This is a genomic window from Actinokineospora sp. NPDC004072, from assembly GCF_053604195.1.
The window spans coordinates 136,400-155,907 of sequence record NZ_JBSGHB010000011.1; the positions used below are offsets into that span (position 1 = coordinate 136,400).

The following is a 19,508-nucleotide window of genomic DNA, read 5'->3' on the forward strand; positions in this document are numbered from 1 at the left end:
CGAACGTGCGTTCTAGAGCTTCACCAGCGGCACGCTGCCGATCAGCATGAGCCGGATCGTGCCCGCCGAGCCGAAGTCGATTGTGGCCGTCGCGCGTGGACCGGCGCCGTCGGTGGCGACCACCGTGCCCAATCCGTACTTGTCGTGGTTCACCCGGTCGCCGACGTCCAGCGACAGCGCCGGGGTGTCCTTCCAGCGGGCCGTGGGCGCGGGCCTGCTCGTCGCCCCCAGACCGCCGCCGGAGCGGCCCGCCCAGGTCGTCGCGCGGGTCGGGGCGGCGCGCTCGGGGCCGGTGCGGCGCCAGTCGATCAGCTCGGCCGGGATCTCGGCGAAGAACCGCGACGCGGGGTTGCTCATCGGCTGGCCCCAGGCCGCGCGCACGATCGCCCTGGACAGGTACAGCTTCTGCCGCGCGCGGGTGATGCCCACGTACGCCAGCCGCCGCTCCTCGGCCAGCTCGACCGGGTCGCTGAGGGCGCGCAGGTGCGGGAAGACCCCGTCCTCCCAGCCGGTGCAGAACACGACCGGGTACTCCAGGCCCTTGGCGGTGTGCAGGGTCATCAGCGTGACCACGCCGCTGGACTCCTCGTCCCCGTCGGGGATGGAGTCGGCGTCGGCGACCAGGGACACCCGCTCCAGGAACGCCGCGAGCGAGCCGGGCTCCGGCAGCGCGACCGGGGCGGTGTCCGGCGGGGCGTCGTCGGGGACGACCCCGGGGCCCTCGGCGAACTCCCGGGCCACGGTCACCAGCTCGGTCAGGTTCTCCAGCCGGGTGCCGTCCTGCGGGTCGTCGCTGGCCTCCAGCTCGGCCCGGTAGCCGGTCTGCTCCAGCACCGCGTCCAGGACCTCGGCGACGTCCTGGCCGTCGTCGACGAAGCGGCGCAGGCCGTCGACCATCTCGACGAACCCGGCGATGGCCCGCTGCGAGCGCGGGTTGAGCAGGGCCACCTTCCCCTCGGCCGCGTCGCGCAGGGCCGCGGCGAAGGAGATGCGCTCGCGCTCGGCGTGGGTGGACACGCACGCCTCGGCGCGGTCGCCGATCCCCCGCTTGGGGACGTTGAGGATGCGCCGCAGCGAGACGGTGTCCTCGGGGTTGGCCAGCACGCGCAGGTAGGCCAGCATGTCGCGGACCTCGCGGCGCTCGTAGAACCGCACGCCGCCGACCACCCGGTAGGGCAGGCCCAGCCGGATGAAGATCTCCTCGAACACCCGGGACTGGTTGTTGGTGCGGTAGAAGACCGCGATGTCGTTGTTGTTCGCCTCGCCCGCGTCGACCAGCCGGTCGATCTCGTGGGCGACGAACGCGGCCTCGTCGTGCTCGTTGTCGCCGACGTAGCCGACGATCTTGTCGCCCTTGCCCAGCGCGGTCCACAGGCGCTTGTCGCGGCGGTTGGGGTTGCGGGAGATGACGGCGTTGGCCGCGTCGAGGATGGTCTGGGTGGAGCGGTAGTTCTGCTCCAGCATCACCGTCGTCGCGTTGGGATAGTCCCGCTCGAACTCGACGATGTTGCGGATCGTCGCGCCGCGGAAGGCGTAGATGGACTGGTCGGCGTCGCCGACGACGCACAGCTCCGCTGGCGGCAGGTCGCCGGTGCCCTTGCCGACCAGCTCGCGCACCAGCACGTACTGGGCGTGGTTGGTGTCCTGGTACTCGTCGACCAGGATGTGCCGGAAGCGGCGGTGGTAGTACTCGGCGACGTCCGGGAACAGCTGGAGCATCTCGACCGTGCGCATGATCAGGTCGTCGAAGTCCATCGCGTTGGCCTGCGCCAGCCGCCGCTGGTACTCGGTGTAGACCTCGGCGACGCGCCGCTCCAGGTCGTTGGCGGCGTTCGCGGTGGCGGTCTCGGCGTCGACCAGCTCGTTCTTGAGGTTCGACAGGTGCACCGACAGCGACCGCGCCGAGTAGCGCTTCGGGTCGAGGTCCAGGTCGCGGGCGACCAGGGTGATCAGCCGCCGGGAGTCGTCGGCGTCGTAGATGGAGAAGCCCGAGGTCAGGCCCAGCGTCTTGGCCTCGCGGCGCAGGATGCGCACGCACATGGAGTGGAACGTGGAGACCCACATCGCGTTGGCGCGCCTGCCCACCAGGTCGACCACGCGCTCCTTCATCTCCGCGGCGGCCTTGTTGGTGAACGTGATCGCCATGATCTCGCCGGGGTGCACGTGCCGCTCGGCCAGCAGGTGGGCGATGCGGCGGGTGAGCACCCTGGTCTTGCCCGAGCCCGCGCCCGCCACCACCAGCAGCGGGGTGCCTGCGTGCTCGACGGCCCTGCGCTGCTGGGGGTTGAGGTCGTCGAGGCCGTGCGCGCCCGGGCGCGGCGCAGGCGAGGATCCGGGGAGGTCGAATAGCGCTTCCATTTGCCGGTCACGGTACCCGGGCCCGGCGACGATCGCGAAGATCCCGGCTCGACCCGGCGGCGGTCGGTGTGCCAGAATCGGCGGCGTGTCGCGCCACTTCGAGTTTTTCTACGGGATCCGGACTCCGGCTCCCGTGTTGGCGTAGGCACCGCGAACCCGACGAAGCCCCGGAGTCCTCGGACCCCGGGGCTTCGTTCGCGCCGGGGCCGGGTCTCCACAGACACCCCGCAGAGGACGATGATGAGCACCGTGTCCCAGGAACCGAAGTCGCCGGAGAAGAGCGTCGAGCTGCCGCAACCCGCCGAGGTCGCCGAGCTGCGCAAGGAGATCGACGAGCTGGACCGGGAGATCCTGCGCCTGGTGAAGCGCCGGGCGGAGGTCTCCCAGCGCATCGGCGCGGCCCGGATGGCCGCCGGTGGCCCGCGGATCGTGGTCAACCGGGAGATGGACGTGCTGGCCCGCTACCGCGAGCTCGGCCCGGCGGGCCGGACGCTGGCCATGGCCCTGCTCGACCTGGGCCGGGGCAAGCTCGGCCGCTAGCGCCCCTTCCCGACCGCGGCGGGCGCGCCCGGCGTCCGCGGTGGTCGGGCGCGCGGAATCAGGGAATTCCCCGCATACCGGATCGGCGCACGTGGGGCACACTGGGATCATGGGACTCATCGCGCTGATCGTGGTCATCGTGGCGCTGGTCGTGACCGTCGGCCACGCGGCATACCTGGGGCTGCTGCACGCGGCGGCGAAGAAGAAGGGCGCCGCGGGCGAGCAGGTCGCCCGCGACGTGCGGGCCCGGCTGCCGGTGGCGGGCGCCACCGCGGCGGGCGCGCTGCTGGCCGGGCTGATCTCCTCGGGCGCGGGCTTCGCCGACGTCCTGGCGATCCTGCTGGCCGCCGGGTCGGCGGCGATCGCCGGATCGGCGCAGGTCGCGGCCCAGCAGCGCTACCAGATCGGCCGCTGACACCCGTCCAGGTGACGCCGAGGCCGCCGCCGGAACTCTGCGCGACGACCTAGGCTTTCCGGAATGAGCCGGGCTCTCGCGGTCTTCGCCCACCCCGACGACGTCGACTTCGGCGCCGCGGGGACCATCGCGGCCTGGACGTCCGCGGGCGTCGAGGTGGCCTACTGCGTCGGCACCTCCGGCGAGGCGGGGGCGCACCCGGCCGCGGTCCGCGAGGCCGAGCAGCGCGCCGCCGCCGCCGAGGTCGGGGTGGCCGAGGTCGTCTTCCTCGGCTACCCGGACGGGCGGCTGACCGCGTCGCTGGACCTGCGCCGCGACATCACCCGGGTCATCCGCCGGTTCCGGCCGGACCGGGTGCTCACCTGGAGCCCGGAGATCAACTGGGACCAGGTCGTCACCGCCCACCCCGACCACCGGGCGATGGGCGAGGCCGCCTTCGCCGCGGTCTACCCCGACGCGCGCAACCCGCACGCCCACCCCGAGCTGCTGGCCGAGGGCCTGCAGCCGTGGACCGTGCGCGAGCTGTGGCTGGCCGACGCGCCCGCCCGGCTGCGCAACCGCGCCGTGGACGTCACCGCGCACTTCGACCGCAAGCTCGCCGCCCTGCGCAGCCACGCCAGCCAGACCGGCGGCGACCCCGCGTTCGCCGACCAGCTCCGCGCGCACTTCTCCGCGGTCGCCGCCCGCCACGGCATCGCGGGGCAGGCCGAGGAGTTCCAGGTAGTCGACACCAGCTGAGATGAGGGAGTCGCAACGCATGGCAGGGGGGCACGACACCGGCAGGCACCGACGGGGGCGCAGCCCCCTGGCCTGGACGCCGAGCCCGCGGCAGCGCCGCGCCCGGGCCGCGCACGGCTTCGCCGACGCCGACACCGACCTCATCCCGGTGGTCGACCAGTTCCCCGAGCTGCCCGTCGCCGGGTTGGCCAAGTTCAACCTGGGCAGCATCCCGGCCTCGGTGACCCCGCCGCGCAGCACCCGGCGGGCGGCCTGGTTCGCGGTGACCTCCTCGGCGCTGGTCCTGCTCGGGCTGATGTACGCCGCTGCGTCCCTGGTCACCGCCCCGCGGCGGCCGGACGTGGTGGACGCCCTGCCGGGCCTGCCGACGGTGCCGCAGCCGTACCTGGAGGCCGGGCCGACCGCCACCACCGCGGCCGACCCGACGCCGCGGTCCGCGCCGCCGACCACGACCCCGCGGCGGACGACGACCACCACCGCCCGGCCCGCGCCCCACCCCACGACGCTGGCCGAGCCCGCCCCGGTCCCGAGCACCGCGCCCGCCCCCGCGCCGACCCGGCCGATCCGGATCACGCTGTCCACCCCGGTGCTGGTCGGCCCGACCACCGACGTCGAGGCGCTGGGCGACCAGACCGAGGCGTACTACCGGCAGGTCACCGAGGACCCGGGGGCGGCGTACGCGATGACGGCGGGACCGCTGCACCAGGAGGGGCCGGAGTCGATCGAGCGCCGGTACGCGGGCATCGAGCGGGTGGAGGTCAAGAGCATGACCATCGACGCGAACCGGGCGACGACCCGATCGGAGCTGGTGGTGGTCCACGAGGACGGCACGGTCTCCACGATGGAGCGCGAGCTGACCTTCACCTACGGCGCCGATCCCAAGATCAGCGCGGACAGCGCGGCCGCATGAGCCGCTGCGCCGTCCGGGTAGAGCGGGTCAACCGGCTACGGGGTTTCACCTACCCCGATCGTCTGGTCGGCCCCGGGAAAGTGATGTGCCCTGTGTCACTATTACTCCATTCGTGTGATATTTGTGCGCACCCTCTCGCCTCTATCGGGTGAAGAGCCGAGAAAGGGTGGTGTGAGGGCGCGGAGCACGGTACGAGTGGCCCCGTAGTGGACGGCGGACGAAGGACGAAGGCAGTGGAACGACCGGGTTCCGGCAGGCGCCGGGTGCGCTCGGGGGCCGTCCGCGCCACCGAGATCATCGACCGGGCGGGCAGGCGCTTCCCGCGCGCCCAGCCGCGGCACGCCGACGCGCCCACCGCCGAGCTGTCCGCCGTGCCCGCGGCCGACCCGCCGTCGCGCGGGATGCGCGCGGCCAAGCTGGTCGGCCTCGCCCTGGCCGCGATGACGCTGTGCGGCACGGTCGGCACCGCGGCGATGGTCGCCCGCGAGCGCGGCGGCGCCGTCGGCGCGGACGCGGCCGGGCCGATCACCGGCCGCCGGGCGCTGCTGCCCGACGACCTCACCGCGGCCGGGTCCGCGCTGCCGCCCGCCCCGGCCGCCCCGCCCACCACGGCGGCCTCCACCGCGATCGTCGCCGGGCCGCCCGAACCGACCGGCGACCAGGGCACCACCCCGGCCGACGGGAGCAGCCGCCCGGTCTCCACCGCGGGCATGTCCGACGACGAGCTCGTCGCCGAGTACTACCGGCTGGTGCGCAGCGACCCGGGCAACGCCTTCGGCCTGCTCTCCGCCGCGGAGTTCGGCGCCGACCTCGGCCAGTTCCTCAACGCCTGGTCCGCGGTCACCGACGTGCGGGTGGTCGACATCGAGTCCACCGGCGAGGGCGTGCTCGCCGACGTGCGGATGCTCTTGGCCACCGGGCAGACCCTGTGGGTGCGCCAGCTGTTCCGAGTGACCGAAAGCACACCGCGCCGGATCGCGGGCGTCACGCTCCTGTCCGCGCAGGTCGGCTGACCAGGCAATCACGCGATCGGGCGACCCATCCGACCGGATTGTGACAGCATGTGACGGCCACGGAAGCGGCCTCGGCGATCTGGGACTGCGTTCAACAGCGCTGCGTGAACGCCTAGCCTGGATAGGTCGGCCTGGGCCCCATGTCGCCGATGAGGGGCGCCGACCACGCGCCCAGCGGATCCAGGACGCCACGAACGAGCAGCCCGTGCACGGAGCACGCGGGCGAGGGAGGTTCCGGTCGGATGAGCGACGAGGGCCGGCTGGTCGCCGGGCGCTACCGGCTGGCTGAGCGCATCGGCAACGGCGCGATGGGCGTGGTCTGGCGGGGCGTGGACGAGCGCCTCAACCGCGAGGTCGCCATCAAGCAGCTCATCCTGTCCCCGCTGCTGCCCGCCGACGAGGCCGAGGAGGCGGTGGCGCGCTGCCTGCGCGAGGGCCGCATCGCCGCCAAGCTGCACCACCCGAACGCCATCGGGGTCTTCGACGTCGTCGACGCCGACGGCACCCCGTGGCTGGTGATGGAGTACCTGCCCTCGGTCAGCCTGGCCGCCGAGCTGGCCGAGCGCGGGACGCTGCCGGTGGCCGAGGTGGCCCGCATCGGCCAGCAGATCGCCGCCGCCCTGGCCGCCGCGCACGCCGCGGGCATCGTGCACCGCGACGTCAAGCCCGGCAACATCCTGCTCGGCCACGACGGCTCGGTGAAGATCACCGACTTCGGCATCTCCCGGGCCACCGACGACGTGACGGTCACCAAGACCGGCCTGATCGCGGGCACGCCCGCGTACCTGTCGCCGGAGGTCGCGGTCGGGCGCGACCCCTCGCCCGCCTCCGACGTCTACTCCCTCGGCTCGACGCTCTACGCCGCGATCGAGGGCGAGCCGCCGTTCGGGCTGACCGAGAACACCCTGGGCCTGCTGCACGCCGTGGCCGCCGGGAAGATCAACCCGCCGCAGCGGTCCGGGGCGCTGACCCCGGTGCTGACCGCGCTGCTGGCCGCCGAGCCCGAGGCCCGGCCGAGCGCGGTGCGGGTGCGGGAGATGCTGGCCGCGGTGGCCCGCGGCGAGGAGCCCGAGCTGCCCCCCACGGCGCTGGTGGCCCCGGTCGCCCCCGCCGACGAGGCGACCCGGCTGGTGGCCGCCCCCGCGGGCACCGGGACGAGCGTGCGCGCGCTGGGCACCACCGGGCGGGGCCGCCCCGTCGCACCGCCGCCCACCAAGTCGCACCGGCCGCTGATGTTCGCCAGCGCGGGCGTCGCGGTCGTCATCGCGATCGGCGCGTGGCTGCTGCTGGGCAACGAGCACGAGCCCGCCAACGGCACCAACGACAAGCCGACCGAGCCCGTGGCCACGACCAGCGAGGCCGTGACGACCACGGAGGTGACGTCGGAGGCCGGCGCGCCACCCACTACGGTCGCCCGGACCACCACGCCGGAGCCGACGACCACGACCACGACGGCTCCCCCGACCACGGAGCCCACCACGACCACCGATCCGACCACCAGCGACACCGAGCCGACGACCACCGAGCCCGAGCCGACCGACCCGACCACGCCGACGTCGCAGGCCCCGGCCACCTCTTCCGCGGTCCCACAGAAGCCCGGCACCAACTAACGGAGCGTCGATGTCGAGCGAGCAGACCCTGGTCGCGGGCCGCTACCGGCTGCTGAGCAAGATCGGCAGCGGGGCGATGGGCGTGGTCTGGCAGGCCCACGACGAGCGCCTGCACCGCACGGTCGCGGTCAAGCAGCTGCTGTCCCAGCCCGGGCTGAGCGCCGAGCAGGCCGAGGAGGCCAGGCAGCGCGCGATGCGCGAGGGCCGCATCGCCGCCCGCCTCTCCCACCCCAACGCGATCACCGTCTACGACGTGGCCGAGCACGACGGCCAGCCGTGGCTGATCATGGAGTACCTGCCGTCGCGGAGCCTGGCCGCGGTGCTCTCCGAGCGGGAGACGATCCCGCCTGCCGAGGCCGCGCGCATCGGGTCGCAGGTGGCCGCGGCCCTGGTCGCCGCGCACGCCGCCGGGATCGTGCACCGCGACATCAAGCCCGCCAACGTCCTGCTCGGCGAGGACGGCACGGTCAAGATCACCGACTTCGGCATCTCCCGGGCGACCGGCGACATCACCGTCACCGCCACCGGCATGCTCGCGGGCACCCCGGCCTACCTGGCGCCGGAGGTGGCCAAGGGCGAGACGCCCGCGCCCTCGTCGGACGTGTTCTCCCTCGGCTCGACCCTCTACACCGCCGTCGAGGGGCACTCGCCGTTCGGGCTCAGCGAGAACACCCTGGCCCTGCTCTACGCCGTGGCCGCAGGCAAGATCACCCCGCCGAAGCAGGCCGGGCCGCTGACCGCGCTGCTCATGCAGCTGCTGCGCACCAACCCGGCCGAGCGGCCCAGCATGAGCGCCGCCCGCGACGCGCTGGCCGCCGTGGCCGCAGGCAAGGCGCTGCCCCCCGCGACGGTCGCCAACCAGCTCACCGACCCCTACCCGAAGCCGCCTGCCCGGCCGCTGGGCGCCCCGGTGCCGCCGCCGTCCACCCCGCCGCCGGGCACCCGGCTGGACATGCACCCGTTCAGCGAGCCGCCGCGGCCGCCGCAGCGGCAGATGGGCCCGCGCACGCCCCCGGGCGGCGTCCGCACCGCGCCGCCGCCCCCGCAGCGCAAGCCGGAGCGGGACGTGCGCTCGATCGTGCTGACCGTCCTGGCCATCGTGGCCGCGGCCCTGGTCGGCATCCTGGTCGCCAGCCTCATCGTGAAGAACAGCGACAAGCGCGCCGACGGGACCGCGGGCTCGCCGAGCGACCCGCCCGCCGCGGTGAGCACGACCAGCGCGCAGCCCCCCGCGACGACCACGACCACCACCACCCCGCCCCGCACGTCGACCACGACCACCCCGCCCACGACGACCAAGCCGAAGCCGACCCCGCGCGACTACGAGAAGTTCCTCCGCGACTACTACTCGCTGCTGCCGGACAACATCGACGCGGCGTGGAACCTGCTCACGCCCAACGCCCGGCAGCTCTCCGGGGAGTACGAGGCGTACCGGTCGTTCTACGAGCGGATCGAGGAGGTCGACATCAGCCGGATCAACGCCAACGCCAGGGGCACGGTCACCGCGCGCATCAAGTTCAAGCCCAAGGAAGGCGACGACTCGACGGAGAACTACGAGTTCCTCGTCGTCGCCGACGAGAACGGCGTCCTGCGCATCGACAGCTTCCGCAGCCTCGGCCGCGACGGCTAGACCGCGGCGGCCTCGCGCAGCGCCCGCAGCAGACCCTGCACCGCGGGTCGGTCCAAAGCGGACTCCCGGACGGCGGCGTGGATCACCCGCACCGGCTCGGGCTTGCGCAGCCTGCGCACGACGACCCCCGGGTGCCTGCTGCCCAGGCCCATCCGCGGGATCACGGTGACGCCGAGCCCGGCGGCGACGAAGCCCTGCGCGGAGGTGTAGTCCTCGCTCTCCACCACGACGTCGGGGCTGAAGCCCGCGGCGGCGCAGGCGTCGAGCAGGATGCGCAGGCACGGGCCGGGCGGCCACTCGCTGCCCACCCACGGCTCCTCGGCGAGGTCGGCCAGGTCCAGCACCCGCTTGCCCGCCAGCCGGTGCCCGCGCGGCAGCACGGCCTGGTACGGGTCGTCGAGCAGGTGCTCGGTGTGCACGCCCGGGGAGACCAGCCTGCTGGAGCGGTGGATGAAGATCGCCACGTCGGCGTTGCCCCGCTCGACCTCGATCAGCGGGTCCTCCGGGTCGATCAGCTTCAGGTCCACCCGCACGCCCGGGTGCTCGCGGCGCAGCCGGGCCAGCGCGGGCGGCACCAGCGACGCCCCGGCCGTGGTGAAGTACCGCACGACCACGCGCCCGGTGACGCCAGCGCGCAGGTCGGCCAAGGCGGTCTCGGCCTCGGCCAGCCGGGTGCCGATCACCGCGGCGTGCTCGGTCAGCAGCAGCCCCGCCGGGGTCGGCCGGACCCCGCGGCCCACCCGCTCCAGCAGGGCGATGCCCGCCTCCTTCTCCAGCGCGGCGATCTGCTGGCTGATCGCCGACGGCGTGTACCCGAGGTTGGTCGCGGCCGCGGTCACCGACCCGCTGGTCACCACGGCGCGCAGGACCTGCAGGCGGCGGACGTCGAGCATGTAGCCCAGCTTAAGCGTCGCTCCAGCACTTTTCACTTGTCCTGAGCGGACTGCGGGGGCAGCGTGTGCGCCGGGAGGAACGATGGTTGGCGGACGGGGAACCCTCATCCGGATGGGCCTGCTGGCCCTGATGTGGGGATCGAGCTTTCTGTGGATCGAGATCGCGCTGACCGGGCTGAGCCCGGTGCAGATCTCGGTGGCGCGCTGCGCGCTGGGCGCGACGGTGCTCGTCGGGCTGTGCTACGCCGCCCGCAAGCGGCTGCCGAAGGACTGGCGGGCGTGGGGGCACATGACGGTGGCCGCGGTGTTCGCCAACGCCCTGCCGTTCACGCTGTTCGCCATCGGGCAGCAGACGGTCGACTCCGGCGTCGCGGGCGTCATCAACGCCACCACGCCGCTGTGGCAGCTGGTGATCGGGCTCGCGCTGGGAACCGACCGCGGACTCGGCGGGCTGCGCGTGGTCGGCCTGCTGCTCGGCTTCGGCGGCACCATGCTGATCTTCGCCCCGTGGGACGCCGCCCTGATGGGCTGGGGCGCCCTGGTCATCCTCGCCGCCGCGATCAGCTACGCGGTCGCCTACGCCTACATCGACCGCACGATGAAGCACCGCGGCGTCGCCCCGATCGCCATGTCGGCCACCCAGCTGCTGTCGGCGACCTGGCTGGTCGCCTTGGCCCTGCCCGTGGGCGGGCTGACCCCAGTGGCGCTGACCTGGCAGGTGGTCCTGGCCATCACCATGCTCGGGGTCTTCGGCACCGGCTTCGCCTTCGCCCTCTTCTACCGCCTGCTGGCCGACGAGGGCCCCACCAACGCCTCCGTCGTGGGCTACCTGCTCCCGGTCGTCTCCGTCCTGCTGGGCGCGACCTTCCTCGGCGAGGACCTCAACATCCGCATCATCATCGGCATGCTCGTCGTCCTCGCAGGCGTCGCCATGACCCGCATCCCGCGGCGGGCGCCGGTCACACCAGCCGTCGGTCCGATGCCCAGCGGGACAGTTCGTACCGGTTAGAGAGCTGGGTCTTGCGAAGGACGCTGGAGACGTGGGTCTCCACGGTCTTGACCGAGATGAACAGCTCCGAGGCGATCTCCTTGTAGGCGTACCCGCGGGCCAGCAGCCGCAGGACGTCGCGTTCGCGCGGGGTGAGCAGGTCCAGCTCGGGGTCGCTGATGGGGGCGGCGCCGGGGCGGTCGGCGAAGGCGTCGAGGACGAAGCCCGCCAGGCGGGGGGAGAAGACGGCGTCGCCCTCGGCGACGCGGAGGATGGCCTTGGCGAGCTCGGCCGCCGAGATCGTCTTGGTGACGTAGCCGCGGGCGCCCGCGCGGATGACGGCGATGACGTCCTCGGCCGCGTCGGACACCGACAGGGCCAGGAACACCACCTCGGGGAACTTGGTGCGCGCCTGGCGCAGGACCTCGGCCCCGCCGCCGTCGGGCATGTGCACGTCCAGCAGCACGACGTCGGGCTTGAGGTGGCCGATGCCCGCGACCGCCTCCCCCACCGACCCGGCCTCGCCGACCACCTCGATCTCGCCGTCGACGGTGTCGAGTTCGGCGCGCACGCCTGCGCGGAACATGCTGTGGTCGTCGACGAGGAACACGCGAACGCTCATGTGGTCACCTTCGCACGCGGCATCTGGAGTTCGACCTCGGTGCCCTCGCCCGGCGTGGTGCGCAGCCGGACTCGGCCGCCGTTGCGCTCCATCCTGCCGTGGATGGAGTCCGCCAGGCCATGCCGATCCTCCGGGACCGCGTCCGGGTCGAAGCCCTTGCCCCGGTCGCGGACGAACACCGTGACCTGCTCGGGCTCGACCTCCGCGTACACCGACACCTCGCCGACGCCCGCGTGCTTGGCCGCGTTGACCATCGCCTCCCGGGCCGCGGCCACCACCGAGTGCAGGCCCTCGTCGAGCTGGCAGTCGCCCACGACGACGCTCTGCACGCTGATGGCGAAGGTGTCCTCCACCTCCCCCGCCGCCCTGGCCAGCACCTCCGAGAGCGCCTCGGCCTGGGCGACCTTGCCGTAGCCCGACGGGCTGTAGAGCCAGGTCCGCAGCTGCCGCTCCTGGCCGCGGGCCAGCCGCAGCACCTCGCGCGGGGACTCGGCCTGCTTCTGGATCAGCGCCAGCGTCTGCAGCACCGAGTCGTGCAGGTGCGCGGCGATCTCGGCGCGCTCCTCGGTGCGGATGCGGGCCCGCCGCTCCTCGCCGAGGTCGCGGACCAGGCGCAGCCACCACGGCACGGTGAGCAGCGCCACCCCGACCAGCGCGGCGACGACCGCGAGCAGGGTGAACTGCACCTGGTCGAGCGCGACGCTGGTGAGCAGGAAGATCACGATGCCCGCGGCGACCAGCGCCGCGCCGGAGAGCACCCGGATGACCGCGGCCGGCCCGCCGCCGCCGAGCACCGCGCCCTTGGCCCGGCGCCGCTGCGACTGGTCGGCCTCGCGCCAGACCAGGGCCGCGCCGACCAGGGTGACGCCGATGCCGCCCGCCACCCAGCCGTTGACCGCGCTGGAGAGCCCCCAGGCGCCGATGGTCAGGCCCAGGCCGAGGGCGAGCAGGCCGATCGCCTGCTGGCGCTCGCGGCCGCTGACCTCGCGCGTGGGGGTCTCGGCTGGCTGCTGCGGGGCGAAGATCCAGAACAGGCCGTAGGCCACCACCCCGGCCCCGCCCAGCGCCGCGCCCAGGGTGAACGCCATGCGCACCCACAGCACGGGCATGCCGAGGTGGTCGGACAGCCCGCCCGCCACCCCGCCCAGGGCGCGCCCGGTCCGGCGCCGCTGCAACCGGTGCTCGCCGGGCAGCGCCACCGACGTGGGCGAACTGCGGTCGATCTCGGCCTCCGGCTCGGTCGTGGCTGTCTGCACCCCAGCATGCTCACACGCGCGCGTGGCCACAACATCGGGGAACGACCCTGAACCCGAAGTCAGGGTCGTTCCCCGATGCGCCGGGCCCGCCCGGCAGGCGATGCTCGTCATCGTGAGCGGAGCATCCAAGTCCTCCCAGGTGGAGGACACCGTCAAGGACATGTGGGCGACCCGCCCGCGGCGTCCCCGGCGCGGCCGCAAGGTCGCGGGCGTCGCGGCGGGCATCGGCGAGCGCTACGGCATCGACCCGGTGATCCCCCGCGTGCTGTTCGCCATCCTGACCTTCTACGGCGGCGCCGGGCTGGTGTTCTACGTGCTCGGCTGGCTGCTGCTGCCCGAGGAGGACGACGAGGTCTCCCCGGTGGAGGCGCTGGCGGGCAAGGGCCGCAGCGCCACGTCGGCGGCGTTCACCGTCGGCCTCGGCATCGCGCTGCTCGGGCTGTTCTTCTGGTTCCTCGACAAGGACTTCGGCGGCTTCTTCGGCCTGGCGGCCTGCGCGGCGCTGCTGTACGCGCTGCACCGCGGCCGCGCCCACCTGGGCAAGGTGCCCGAGCCCGTCGAGCCGACCCCGGTGGACACCGCCGCCACCACTGCCACGACCGCCTACCCCGCCTACGTCCCGGAGACGCCCATGCCCGCCGCCCAGCCGGAGCTGGGGGACCAGCACCAGCGCACGACCCCGCCGGAGTGGGACCCGCTCGGCGCGGCCCCCTTCGCCTGGGACCTGCCCGAACCCAGCCACCCCGAGCCCGCGGCCGAGCCGCCCGCGCCCGGCAAGCGCTCCAAGGCGGGCCTGGTCACCGTCGGCGTCGCGCTGCTGGCCGTCGGCGGGCTGGTGCTGGCCGAGCCCGCGCTCGGCGACTGGGTGAACGCCCCGCACGTCATCGGCGTGGTGCTGGGCATCCTCGGCTTCGGCATGTTCCTCGGCTCGTTCACCCGCGGCGGCCGCGGGCTGATCGGCCTGGCCGCGCCGCTGGTGGCGATCGGCGTCGCCATGACCGTGGTCTGGCCGGACGGCTTCGCGGGCGGCGGCATGGGCGACCTGACCGCGCGGCCGACCTCGCTGGCCCAGGTCCAGCCCGAGTACGTGCGCAACGTCGGCTCGGTCGAGGTGGACCTGTCCGGGCTGGCCGAGCAGACCGGCTCGCTGACCACGCGCGCCGCCGTCGACGTGGGCGACGTCACCGTCATCGTGCCCGAGACCGCCGACGTGACCGTGCGCTGCGAGGCGGGCATCGGCGACGTGCGCTGCCTGCACGAGAGCCGCGGCGGGTCCGGCCCGCTGCTGGACGTGACCGACTACGGCCCGGACGGCCCGGGTGGACTCAAGATCGAGCTGCACGCCGAGGCGACCGGCCCGGGCAGCGTGGAGGTGACCCGTGGCTGAGTGCACCAAGCACCGCCGTCCCGATTTCCTGACGATGCTCTGCGGCCTGGCCACCATGGGCGCCTCGGCCTTCGTGCTGACCGACGGCCAGATGTGGCTGCCGGAGCTGGACCTGCGCTGGCTCGTCGCCGGTGGCGCCGTGCTGGCCGGGCTGCTCTTCCTGGCGGCGTCCACGCGCCGCAAGCGGGACTGAACGACCCGCGCTCCCTCACCGCGAAGCGGCGGCCGCCCGAGCTGGGCGGCCGCCGCTTCGTTCGCCTACTCCCACTCGATCGTGCCCGGCGGCTTGCTGGTCACGTCCAGCACGACCCGGTTGACCTCCGCCACCTCGTTGGTGATCCGGGTGGAGACGCGCTCCAGCACGTCGTAGGGCAGCCGGGTCCAGTCGGCGGTCATGGCGTCCTCGCTGGACACCGGCCGCAGCACGACGGGGTGGCCGTAGGTGCGCCCGTCGCCCTGCACCCCGACGCTGCGGACGTCGGCCAGCAGCACCACCGGGCACTGCCAGATGTCGCGGTCCAGGCCCGCGGCGGTCAGCTCCTCGCGCACGATGGCGTCGGCGGCGCGCAGGGTGTCCAGCCGCTCGGCGGTCACCTCGCCGACGATGCGGATGCCCAGGCCGGGGCCGGGGAAGGGCTGGCGGTGCACGATCGTCTCCGGCAGGCCCAGCTCCAGCCCGACCCGGCGCACCTCGTCCTTGAACAGCGCGCGCAGCGGCTCGACCAGCTCGAACTCCAGGTCCTCGGGCAGCCCGCCGACGTTGTGGTGGCTCTTGATGTTGGCCGTGCCCGCGCCGCCGCCGGACTCCACCACGTCGGGGTAGAGGGTGCCCTGCACCAGGAAGCGGAACTTCTCCCCGCCCGCCTGCGCCTGCAGGTCCAGCTCGGCCTGCTCGAAGACCCGGATGAACTCCCGGCCGATGATCTTGCGCTTCTGCTCGGGGTCGGTCACCCCGGCCAGCGCCGACAGGAACCGCTCGCGGGCGTCGACGGTAACCAGCTTGACCCCGGTCGCGGAGACGTAGTCGCGCTCGACCTGGGCGCGCTCGCCCGCGCGCAGCAGGCCGTGGTCGACGAACACGCAGGTCAGCCGGTCGCCGATGGCGCGCTGGACCAGCGCGGCCGCGACCGCGGAGTCCACCCCGCCGGAGAGCCCGCAGATCGCCTTGCCGTCGCCGACCTGCGCCTTGATCCGGGCGACCTGCTCGTCGACGATCGATGCGGTGGTCCACTGCGGACGGATCCCGGCCACGTCGTGCAGGAACCGGCGCAGCACCTCCTGCCCGTGCGGGGAGTGCCCCACCTCGGGGTGGTACTGCACGCCCGCGAACCGGCGGGCGGTGTCCTCGAACGCGGCGACCGGCGCGCCCTGGCTGGTCGCGGTGACGGTGAACCCGTCCGGGGCCTTGGTCACCGCGTCGCCGTGGCTCATCCACACCGGGTGGCGGCCGGGCAGCGCGTCGTGCAGCACGCCGCCGTCGGGGGCCAGGTCGGTGCGGCCGTACTCGCGGGTGCCGGTGCGCTCCACGACCCCGCCGAGGGCCTGGGCCATCGCCTGGAAGCCGTAGCAGATGCCGAACACCGGCACGCCCGCGTCGAACAGGGCCGGGTCGACCCCGGGGGCGTCGGGGGCGTAGACGCTGGCCGGGCCGCCGGAGAGCACGATCGCGGCGGGGTCGCGGGCCAGCAGCTCGGTCACGGGCGTGGTGTGCGGGACGACCTCGGAGTACACCTGCGCCTCGCGGACGCGGCGCGCGATGAGCTGGGCGTACTGCGCCCCGAAGTCGACAACCAGGACTGGACGGTCCACGGTCACAACCTTCCGGTACGGGCCGGGCGTGCGCGAATCGGCACGCAGCGGCCTGCTGCGTGCCGACCGGTCCCTCCCTGGGTTTCTCTCCCGGAGATGCCTGCCCGCGTGCCGGTCACGCGGGTTTTCCGTGGCGCTCGAACCAGACCCGCGAAGATGCGGCGGAACCCTAGCCACCATCGTCGGTCGACCGCATCCATCCTAACCGGTCGGCTCCGTGCGGCCCTTCCCCGCCGGTCGGCCTACGGTTGGGGGCATGACGTTCGAGACCAAGCCGCGCCCGTTCTGGGTCGCGGGCTCCGCGCGCACCAGCGAGTCGACCCTCGACGTGCACCACCCCTACGACGGCACCGACGTGGCCACCGTCTGCGTGCCCGGTCCCGAGGACGTCGAGGAGGCCGTCGCCGCGGCCGCGGCCGTCGCCCGGGAGTTCCGCTCCAGCCCCGCGCACGTGCGCGCGGCGGCCCTGGCGCACGTCGCCGCGCGGCTGGCCGAGCGGGCCGAGGAGATCGCCGAGACGATCACCGCCGAGAACGGCAAGCCGCTGAAGTGGGCCGAGGTGGAGGTCAAGCGCGCGGTCTCGACGTTCCGCTTCGCCGCCGAGGAGGCCCGCCGGTTCGTCGGCGAGCTCCAGCGCCTGGACACCGACCCCAACGGCGACGGCAGGCTCGGGGTGATCCTGCGCCGCCCGCGCGGGCCGGTGCTGGCGGTGGCGCCGTTCAACTTCCCGCTGAACCTGGTCGCGCACAAGGTGGCCCCCGCGCTGGCGGTGGGCGCGCCGGTGGTCGTCAAGCCCGCGTCGGCCACCCCGCTGTCGTCGCTGCTGCTCGGCGAGATCCTGGCCGAGGCCGACCTGCCCGCGGGCGCGTTCTCGGTGCTGCCGGTGCGCGGGCGCGACATGTCCGCCCTGGTCGAGGACCCGCGGCTGCCGGTGATCTCGTTCACCGGGTCCACCTCGGTGGGCTGGGGGCTGATGGACGCCGCGCCGCGCAAGCACGTGGTCATGGAGCTGGGCAGCAACAGCGCGGCGATCGTGTGTCCCGACTGGACGGACCTGGCCTTCGCGGCGCGGCGGATCGCCACCTTCGGCAACTACCAGGCCGGGCAGTCCTGCATCGCCGTGCAGCGGGTGATCGTGCACCGCGACGTCGCCGAGGCGTTCACCCCGGAGCTGGTGTCGGCGGTCGAGGCGCTGACCACCGGCGACCCGCACGACCCCGCCGTGGACGTGGGGCCGCTGATCGACGCAGACAACGCCGACCGGGTGGAGTCGTGGATCGCCGAGGCGGTGGAGGCGGGGGCGCGGGTGCTCACCGGCGGGCGGCGCTCGGGCAACTCGATCAGCCCGTGCGTGCTGGCCGACGTGCCCTCGACGGCCTCGGTGTGCCGGGAGGAGGTGTTCGGGCCGGTGCTGGTGCTGTCGGTGGTAGACAGCGTCGACGAGGCGTTCGCGCAGGCCAACGACACCGACTACGGACTGCAGGCGGGCGTGTTCACCCGCGACGTGCAGCTGGCCTTCCGCGCGGCGGCCGAGCTGGAGGTGGGCGGGCTGGTGGTCGGCGACGTGCCCAGCTACCGGGCCGACCAGATGCCCTACGGCGGGGTGAAGGGCTCCGGGACCGGCCGTGAAGGAGTGAAGTCGGCGATGGCCGACTTCACCGAGGAGCAGACGGTGGTGCTCACCGGGCTGGTGCTCTAGGCGCTGGCGACGCCCTGCGGGAAGGCGAAGACGGCGTCCGGGTCGTAGCGGCGGGCGGTGTCGCGGAGGCGGTTGACGTTGCGGCCGTAGTACATGACGCTCCAGTCGGGCATGGCGGCCTCGATGTAGTTGACGTACCCGCCGCGCAGGCCGATGCCGACCATGCCGTTGCGCACCTCGGCGACGGCGCGGCTGGCGGCGGCCGCGGTGTCGGCGGTGGCCTCCTGGTAGATCTGCACCGTGGCCAGCGCCTCCCGGTGCGGGAAGGCGGTGGCGTCGGGGGCGAGCTCGGCCACGGCCCCGCCGAGGGCGTCGACCAGCAGGTTCATCCCCTCGCGGCCGTCGACCATGCCGACCAGCTCGCCGGGGTCGGCCAGCGGCTCGGCGAGGATGCGCGAGCCCGCCGCGAAGCCCTGGCGGGGGAAGCGGTCGGGCGCGCAGCGCGCCACGCTCGGGCAGCCCGCGAAGTGCAGCATGGCGTCCAGGTAGTCGGTCGTGCGGACCATCCGGTCGACCGGGCGGGCGGCGAAGTCGTCGAGCAGGGCGTTGAGCTGGTAGCGGGGGCCGACGTAGCAGCCGTTGAGCCGCCCGCGCGGGGGCGAGCCGCCGACGACGATCAGGTTCGTCCACAGCTCCGGCGGGGTCTGCGGCATCCACTCCTGCCACGCGCCCAGCACGTCGGCCATCGAGCCCGCGGCGAACTCCAGCTCGAAGATGGTCAGCTCGGGGGCGGGCTCGGTGGCGAAGGTGAACTCGGTGACGATGCCGAAGTTGCCGCCCCCGCCGCCGCGCAGCCCCCAGAACAGGTCGGGCTCGGTTTCGGCGCTGGCCCGCAGGGCGCGCGAGTCGGCGGTGACGACCGTGGCCGCGACGAGCTTGTCGCAGGTCAGGCCGTACTTGCGGGTGAGGACGCCGAGCCCGCCGCCGAGGGTGAGCCCGGCGATGCCGACCGTCGGGCAGGTGCCAGCGGGCAGCGCCCGCCCCGCCGCGGCGAGCCCGGCGTAGACGTCGATCAGCCGCGCGCCCGCGCCGACGACCGCGGTGCCGTCGTCGCGCACCTGCACCCGCTTCATCCCGGCGAGGTCCACGACGAGGCCGCCGTCGGGGGTGGAGTACCCGGCGTAGCTGTGCCCACCGCTGCGGGCGGCGATGGTCAGCCCGGAGGTGCGGGCCACCTCGACGCAGGCCTTCACGTGGTCGGCCGAGGAGGCCGTGGCCACCGCCAGCGGGGCGCGCTCGTCGATCAGCGGGTTGAAGGACCGGCGGGCCCGGTCGTAGTCGGGGTCGCCGGGCTGGGCGAGCGCCCCGCCGAGCGCGCGGCGCAGGCCGTCGAAGTCGGGCGGGGTGGTGGTGGGCCTGGTCGTGGTGGTCGGCGCCGGGGTGGACGTGGGCTTCGGCACCGTGTCACCCGAACACGCCGAGACCGCCACCGCAAGCCCCGCGACCCCCGTCACGTGCAGAAATGTCCGCCTGTTGACTCCCACGCGGCGATTCCACCACCGCCACGCCCCAGCGGCCACCCACCACTGTTGCCAGTTCTACGACGTAGCTCGCCACAGCCGCGCCCACTGCGCGGCGGTCAGATAGCGCGGCAGGGCATCCTTGGGCGCTTGCGCGGCGGCGGCTGCTCGGTAGCCCGC

17 protein-coding genes are annotated in these 19,508 nt (G+C 74.0%); 11 read left to right on the plus strand and 6 right to left on the minus strand.

The window, feature by feature from the left end; translation table 11 throughout:
* Positions 1-12: 12 nt before the first annotated feature.
* Entirely contained in the window at positions 13-2,358 is a 2,346-nt protein-coding gene (gene pcrA / locus ACWEPX_RS18725; protein ID WP_451898460.1) for a DNA helicase PcrA, read from the minus strand.
* 240 nt (positions 2,359-2,598) lie between these two features.
* Between pcrA and ACWEPX_RS18730 the strand changes: the two genes are divergently transcribed.
* From ACWEPX_RS18730 to ACWEPX_RS18760, 7 genes are all read left to right on the plus strand, one after another.
* Complete coding sequence (locus ACWEPX_RS18730) at positions 2,599-2,898, plus strand: chorismate mutase (protein ID WP_451898461.1); 300 nt, start codon at positions 2,599-2,601, stop codon at positions 2,896-2,898.
* A gap of 109 nt (positions 2,899-3,007) precedes the next feature.
* Complete coding sequence (locus ACWEPX_RS18735) at positions 3,008-3,313, plus strand: hypothetical protein (RefSeq protein ID WP_451898462.1); 306 nt, start codon at positions 3,008-3,010, stop codon at positions 3,311-3,313.
* 63 nt (positions 3,314-3,376) lie between these two features.
* Complete coding sequence (locus ACWEPX_RS18740) at positions 3,377-4,051, plus strand: PIG-L deacetylase family protein (protein ID WP_451898463.1); 675 nt, start codon at positions 3,377-3,379, stop codon at positions 4,049-4,051.
* Positions 4,052-4,070: 19 nt separating this feature from the next.
* Positions 4,071-4,961, plus strand: a complete 891-nt coding sequence (locus ACWEPX_RS18745; protein WP_451898464.1) for a hypothetical protein — start codon at positions 4,071-4,073, stop codon at positions 4,959-4,961.
* Positions 4,962-5,194: 233 nt separating this feature from the next.
* A complete protein-coding gene (locus tag ACWEPX_RS18750; protein WP_451898465.1) occupies positions 5,195-5,974 on the plus strand; it encodes a hypothetical protein in 780 nt (259 codons plus the stop codon).
* Positions 5,975-6,216: 242 nt separating this feature from the next.
* Positions 6,217-7,584, plus strand: a complete 1,368-nt coding sequence (locus ACWEPX_RS18755; protein ID WP_451898466.1) for a serine/threonine-protein kinase — start codon at positions 6,217-6,219, stop codon at positions 7,582-7,584.
* 10 nt (positions 7,585-7,594) lie between these two features.
* The gene (locus ACWEPX_RS18760) at positions 7,595-9,214 is read left to right on the plus strand and encodes a serine/threonine-protein kinase (RefSeq protein ID WP_451898467.1); all 1,620 of its coding nucleotides are present in this window, start codon (positions 7,595-7,597) and stop codon (positions 9,212-9,214) included.
* On the opposite strand, the gene ACWEPX_RS18765 is transcribed toward ACWEPX_RS18760, so the two are convergent.
* Positions 9,211-10,107: a LysR family transcriptional regulator gene (locus ACWEPX_RS18765; RefSeq protein WP_451898468.1), complete on the minus strand. Its 897-nt coding sequence runs from the start codon at positions 10,105-10,107 to the stop codon at positions 9,211-9,213. The genes ACWEPX_RS18760 and ACWEPX_RS18765 overlap by 4 nt on opposite strands.
* A gap of 112 nt (positions 10,108-10,219) precedes the next feature.
* Between ACWEPX_RS18765 and ACWEPX_RS18770 the strand changes: the two genes are divergently transcribed.
* Positions 10,220-11,116 carry a DMT family transporter gene (locus tag ACWEPX_RS18770; RefSeq protein ID WP_451898469.1) on the plus strand — a complete coding sequence of 299 codons (897 nt, stop codon included), beginning with the start codon at positions 10,220-10,222 and terminating at the stop codon, positions 11,114-11,116.
* Here ACWEPX_RS18770 and ACWEPX_RS18775 read toward each other — a convergent pair.
* On the minus strand, positions 11,067-11,717 hold the full coding sequence (locus ACWEPX_RS18775) for a response regulator (RefSeq protein WP_451898470.1): 651 nt from the start codon (positions 11,715-11,717) through the stop codon (positions 11,067-11,069). The two genes, ACWEPX_RS18770 and ACWEPX_RS18775, sit on opposite strands and share 50 nt — an antisense overlap.
* Positions 11,714-13,084, minus strand: a complete 1,371-nt coding sequence (locus ACWEPX_RS18780; protein WP_451898471.1) for an ATP-binding protein — start codon at positions 13,082-13,084, stop codon at positions 11,714-11,716. The genes ACWEPX_RS18775 and ACWEPX_RS18780 overlap by 4 nt, the downstream gene beginning before the upstream one ends.
* Position 13,085: 1 nt before the next feature.
* Here ACWEPX_RS18780 and ACWEPX_RS18785 point away from each other — a divergent pair, with 1 nt between their 5' ends.
* Positions 13,086-14,360, plus strand: a complete 1,275-nt coding sequence (locus ACWEPX_RS18785) for a PspC domain-containing protein (RefSeq protein WP_451898472.1) — start codon at positions 13,086-13,088, stop codon at positions 14,358-14,360.
* A complete protein-coding gene (locus ACWEPX_RS18790; RefSeq protein ID WP_451898473.1) occupies positions 14,353-14,553 on the plus strand; it encodes a hypothetical protein in 201 nt (66 codons plus the stop codon). The genes ACWEPX_RS18785 and ACWEPX_RS18790 overlap by 8 nt, the downstream gene beginning before the upstream one ends.
* 65 nt (positions 14,554-14,618) lie before the next feature.
* Here ACWEPX_RS18790 and guaA read toward each other — a convergent pair whose 3' ends face one another.
* Positions 14,619-16,169, minus strand: a complete 1,551-nt coding sequence (guaA, locus tag ACWEPX_RS18795) for a glutamine-hydrolyzing GMP synthase (RefSeq protein WP_451898474.1) — start codon at positions 16,167-16,169, stop codon at positions 14,619-14,621.
* Between the two features lie 256 nt (positions 16,170-16,425).
* Here guaA and ACWEPX_RS18800 point away from each other — a divergent pair, with 256 nt between their 5' ends.
* Positions 16,426-17,868: an aldehyde dehydrogenase family protein gene (locus ACWEPX_RS18800; RefSeq protein WP_451898475.1), complete on the plus strand. Its 1,443-nt coding sequence runs from the start codon at positions 16,426-16,428 to the stop codon at positions 17,866-17,868.
* Here the strand turns inward: ACWEPX_RS18800 and ACWEPX_RS18805 are convergent.
* Positions 17,865-19,268, minus strand: coding sequence for an FAD-binding oxidoreductase (locus ACWEPX_RS18805; protein ID WP_451898476.1), 1,404 nt, complete (start codon positions 19,266-19,268; stop codon positions 17,865-17,867). The genes ACWEPX_RS18800 and ACWEPX_RS18805 overlap by 4 nt on opposite strands.
* Positions 19,269-19,508 lie beyond the last annotated feature (240 nt).

Excerpts from the sequence above, each read along its gene's own strand:
- pcrA (WP_451898460.1), bottom strand. The coding sequence starts at position 2,358 with ATGGAAGCGCTATTCGACCTCCCCGGATCCTCGCCTGCGCCGCGCCCG.
- ACWEPX_RS18730 (WP_451898461.1), top strand. The coding sequence starts at position 2,599 with ATGAGCACCGTGTCCCAGGAACCGAAGTCGCCGGAGAAGAGCGTCGAG.
- ACWEPX_RS18735 (WP_451898462.1), top strand. The coding sequence starts at position 3,008 with ATGGGACTCATCGCGCTGATCGTGGTCATCGTGGCGCTGGTCGTGACC.
- ACWEPX_RS18740 (WP_451898463.1), top strand. The coding sequence starts at position 3,377 with ATGAGCCGGGCTCTCGCGGTCTTCGCCCACCCCGACGACGTCGACTTC.
- ACWEPX_RS18745 (WP_451898464.1), top strand. The coding sequence starts at position 4,071 with ATGGCAGGGGGGCACGACACCGGCAGGCACCGACGGGGGCGCAGCCCC.
- ACWEPX_RS18755 (WP_451898466.1), top strand. The coding sequence starts at position 6,217 with ATGAGCGACGAGGGCCGGCTGGTCGCCGGGCGCTACCGGCTGGCTGAG.
- ACWEPX_RS18760 (WP_451898467.1), top strand. The coding sequence starts at position 7,595 with ATGTCGAGCGAGCAGACCCTGGTCGCGGGCCGCTACCGGCTGCTGAGC.
- ACWEPX_RS18765 (WP_451898468.1), bottom strand. The coding sequence starts at position 10,107 with ATGCTCGACGTCCGCCGCCTGCAGGTCCTGCGCGCCGTGGTGACCAGC.
- ACWEPX_RS18770 (WP_451898469.1), top strand. The coding sequence starts at position 10,220 with ATGGGCCTGCTGGCCCTGATGTGGGGATCGAGCTTTCTGTGGATCGAG.
- ACWEPX_RS18775 (WP_451898470.1), bottom strand. The coding sequence starts at position 11,717 with ATGAGCGTTCGCGTGTTCCTCGTCGACGACCACAGCATGTTCCGCGCA.
- ACWEPX_RS18780 (WP_451898471.1), bottom strand. The coding sequence starts at position 13,084 with ATGACGAGCATCGCCTGCCGGGCGGGCCCGGCGCATCGGGGAACGACC.
- ACWEPX_RS18800 (WP_451898475.1), top strand. The coding sequence starts at position 16,426 with ATGACGTTCGAGACCAAGCCGCGCCCGTTCTGGGTCGCGGGCTCCGCG.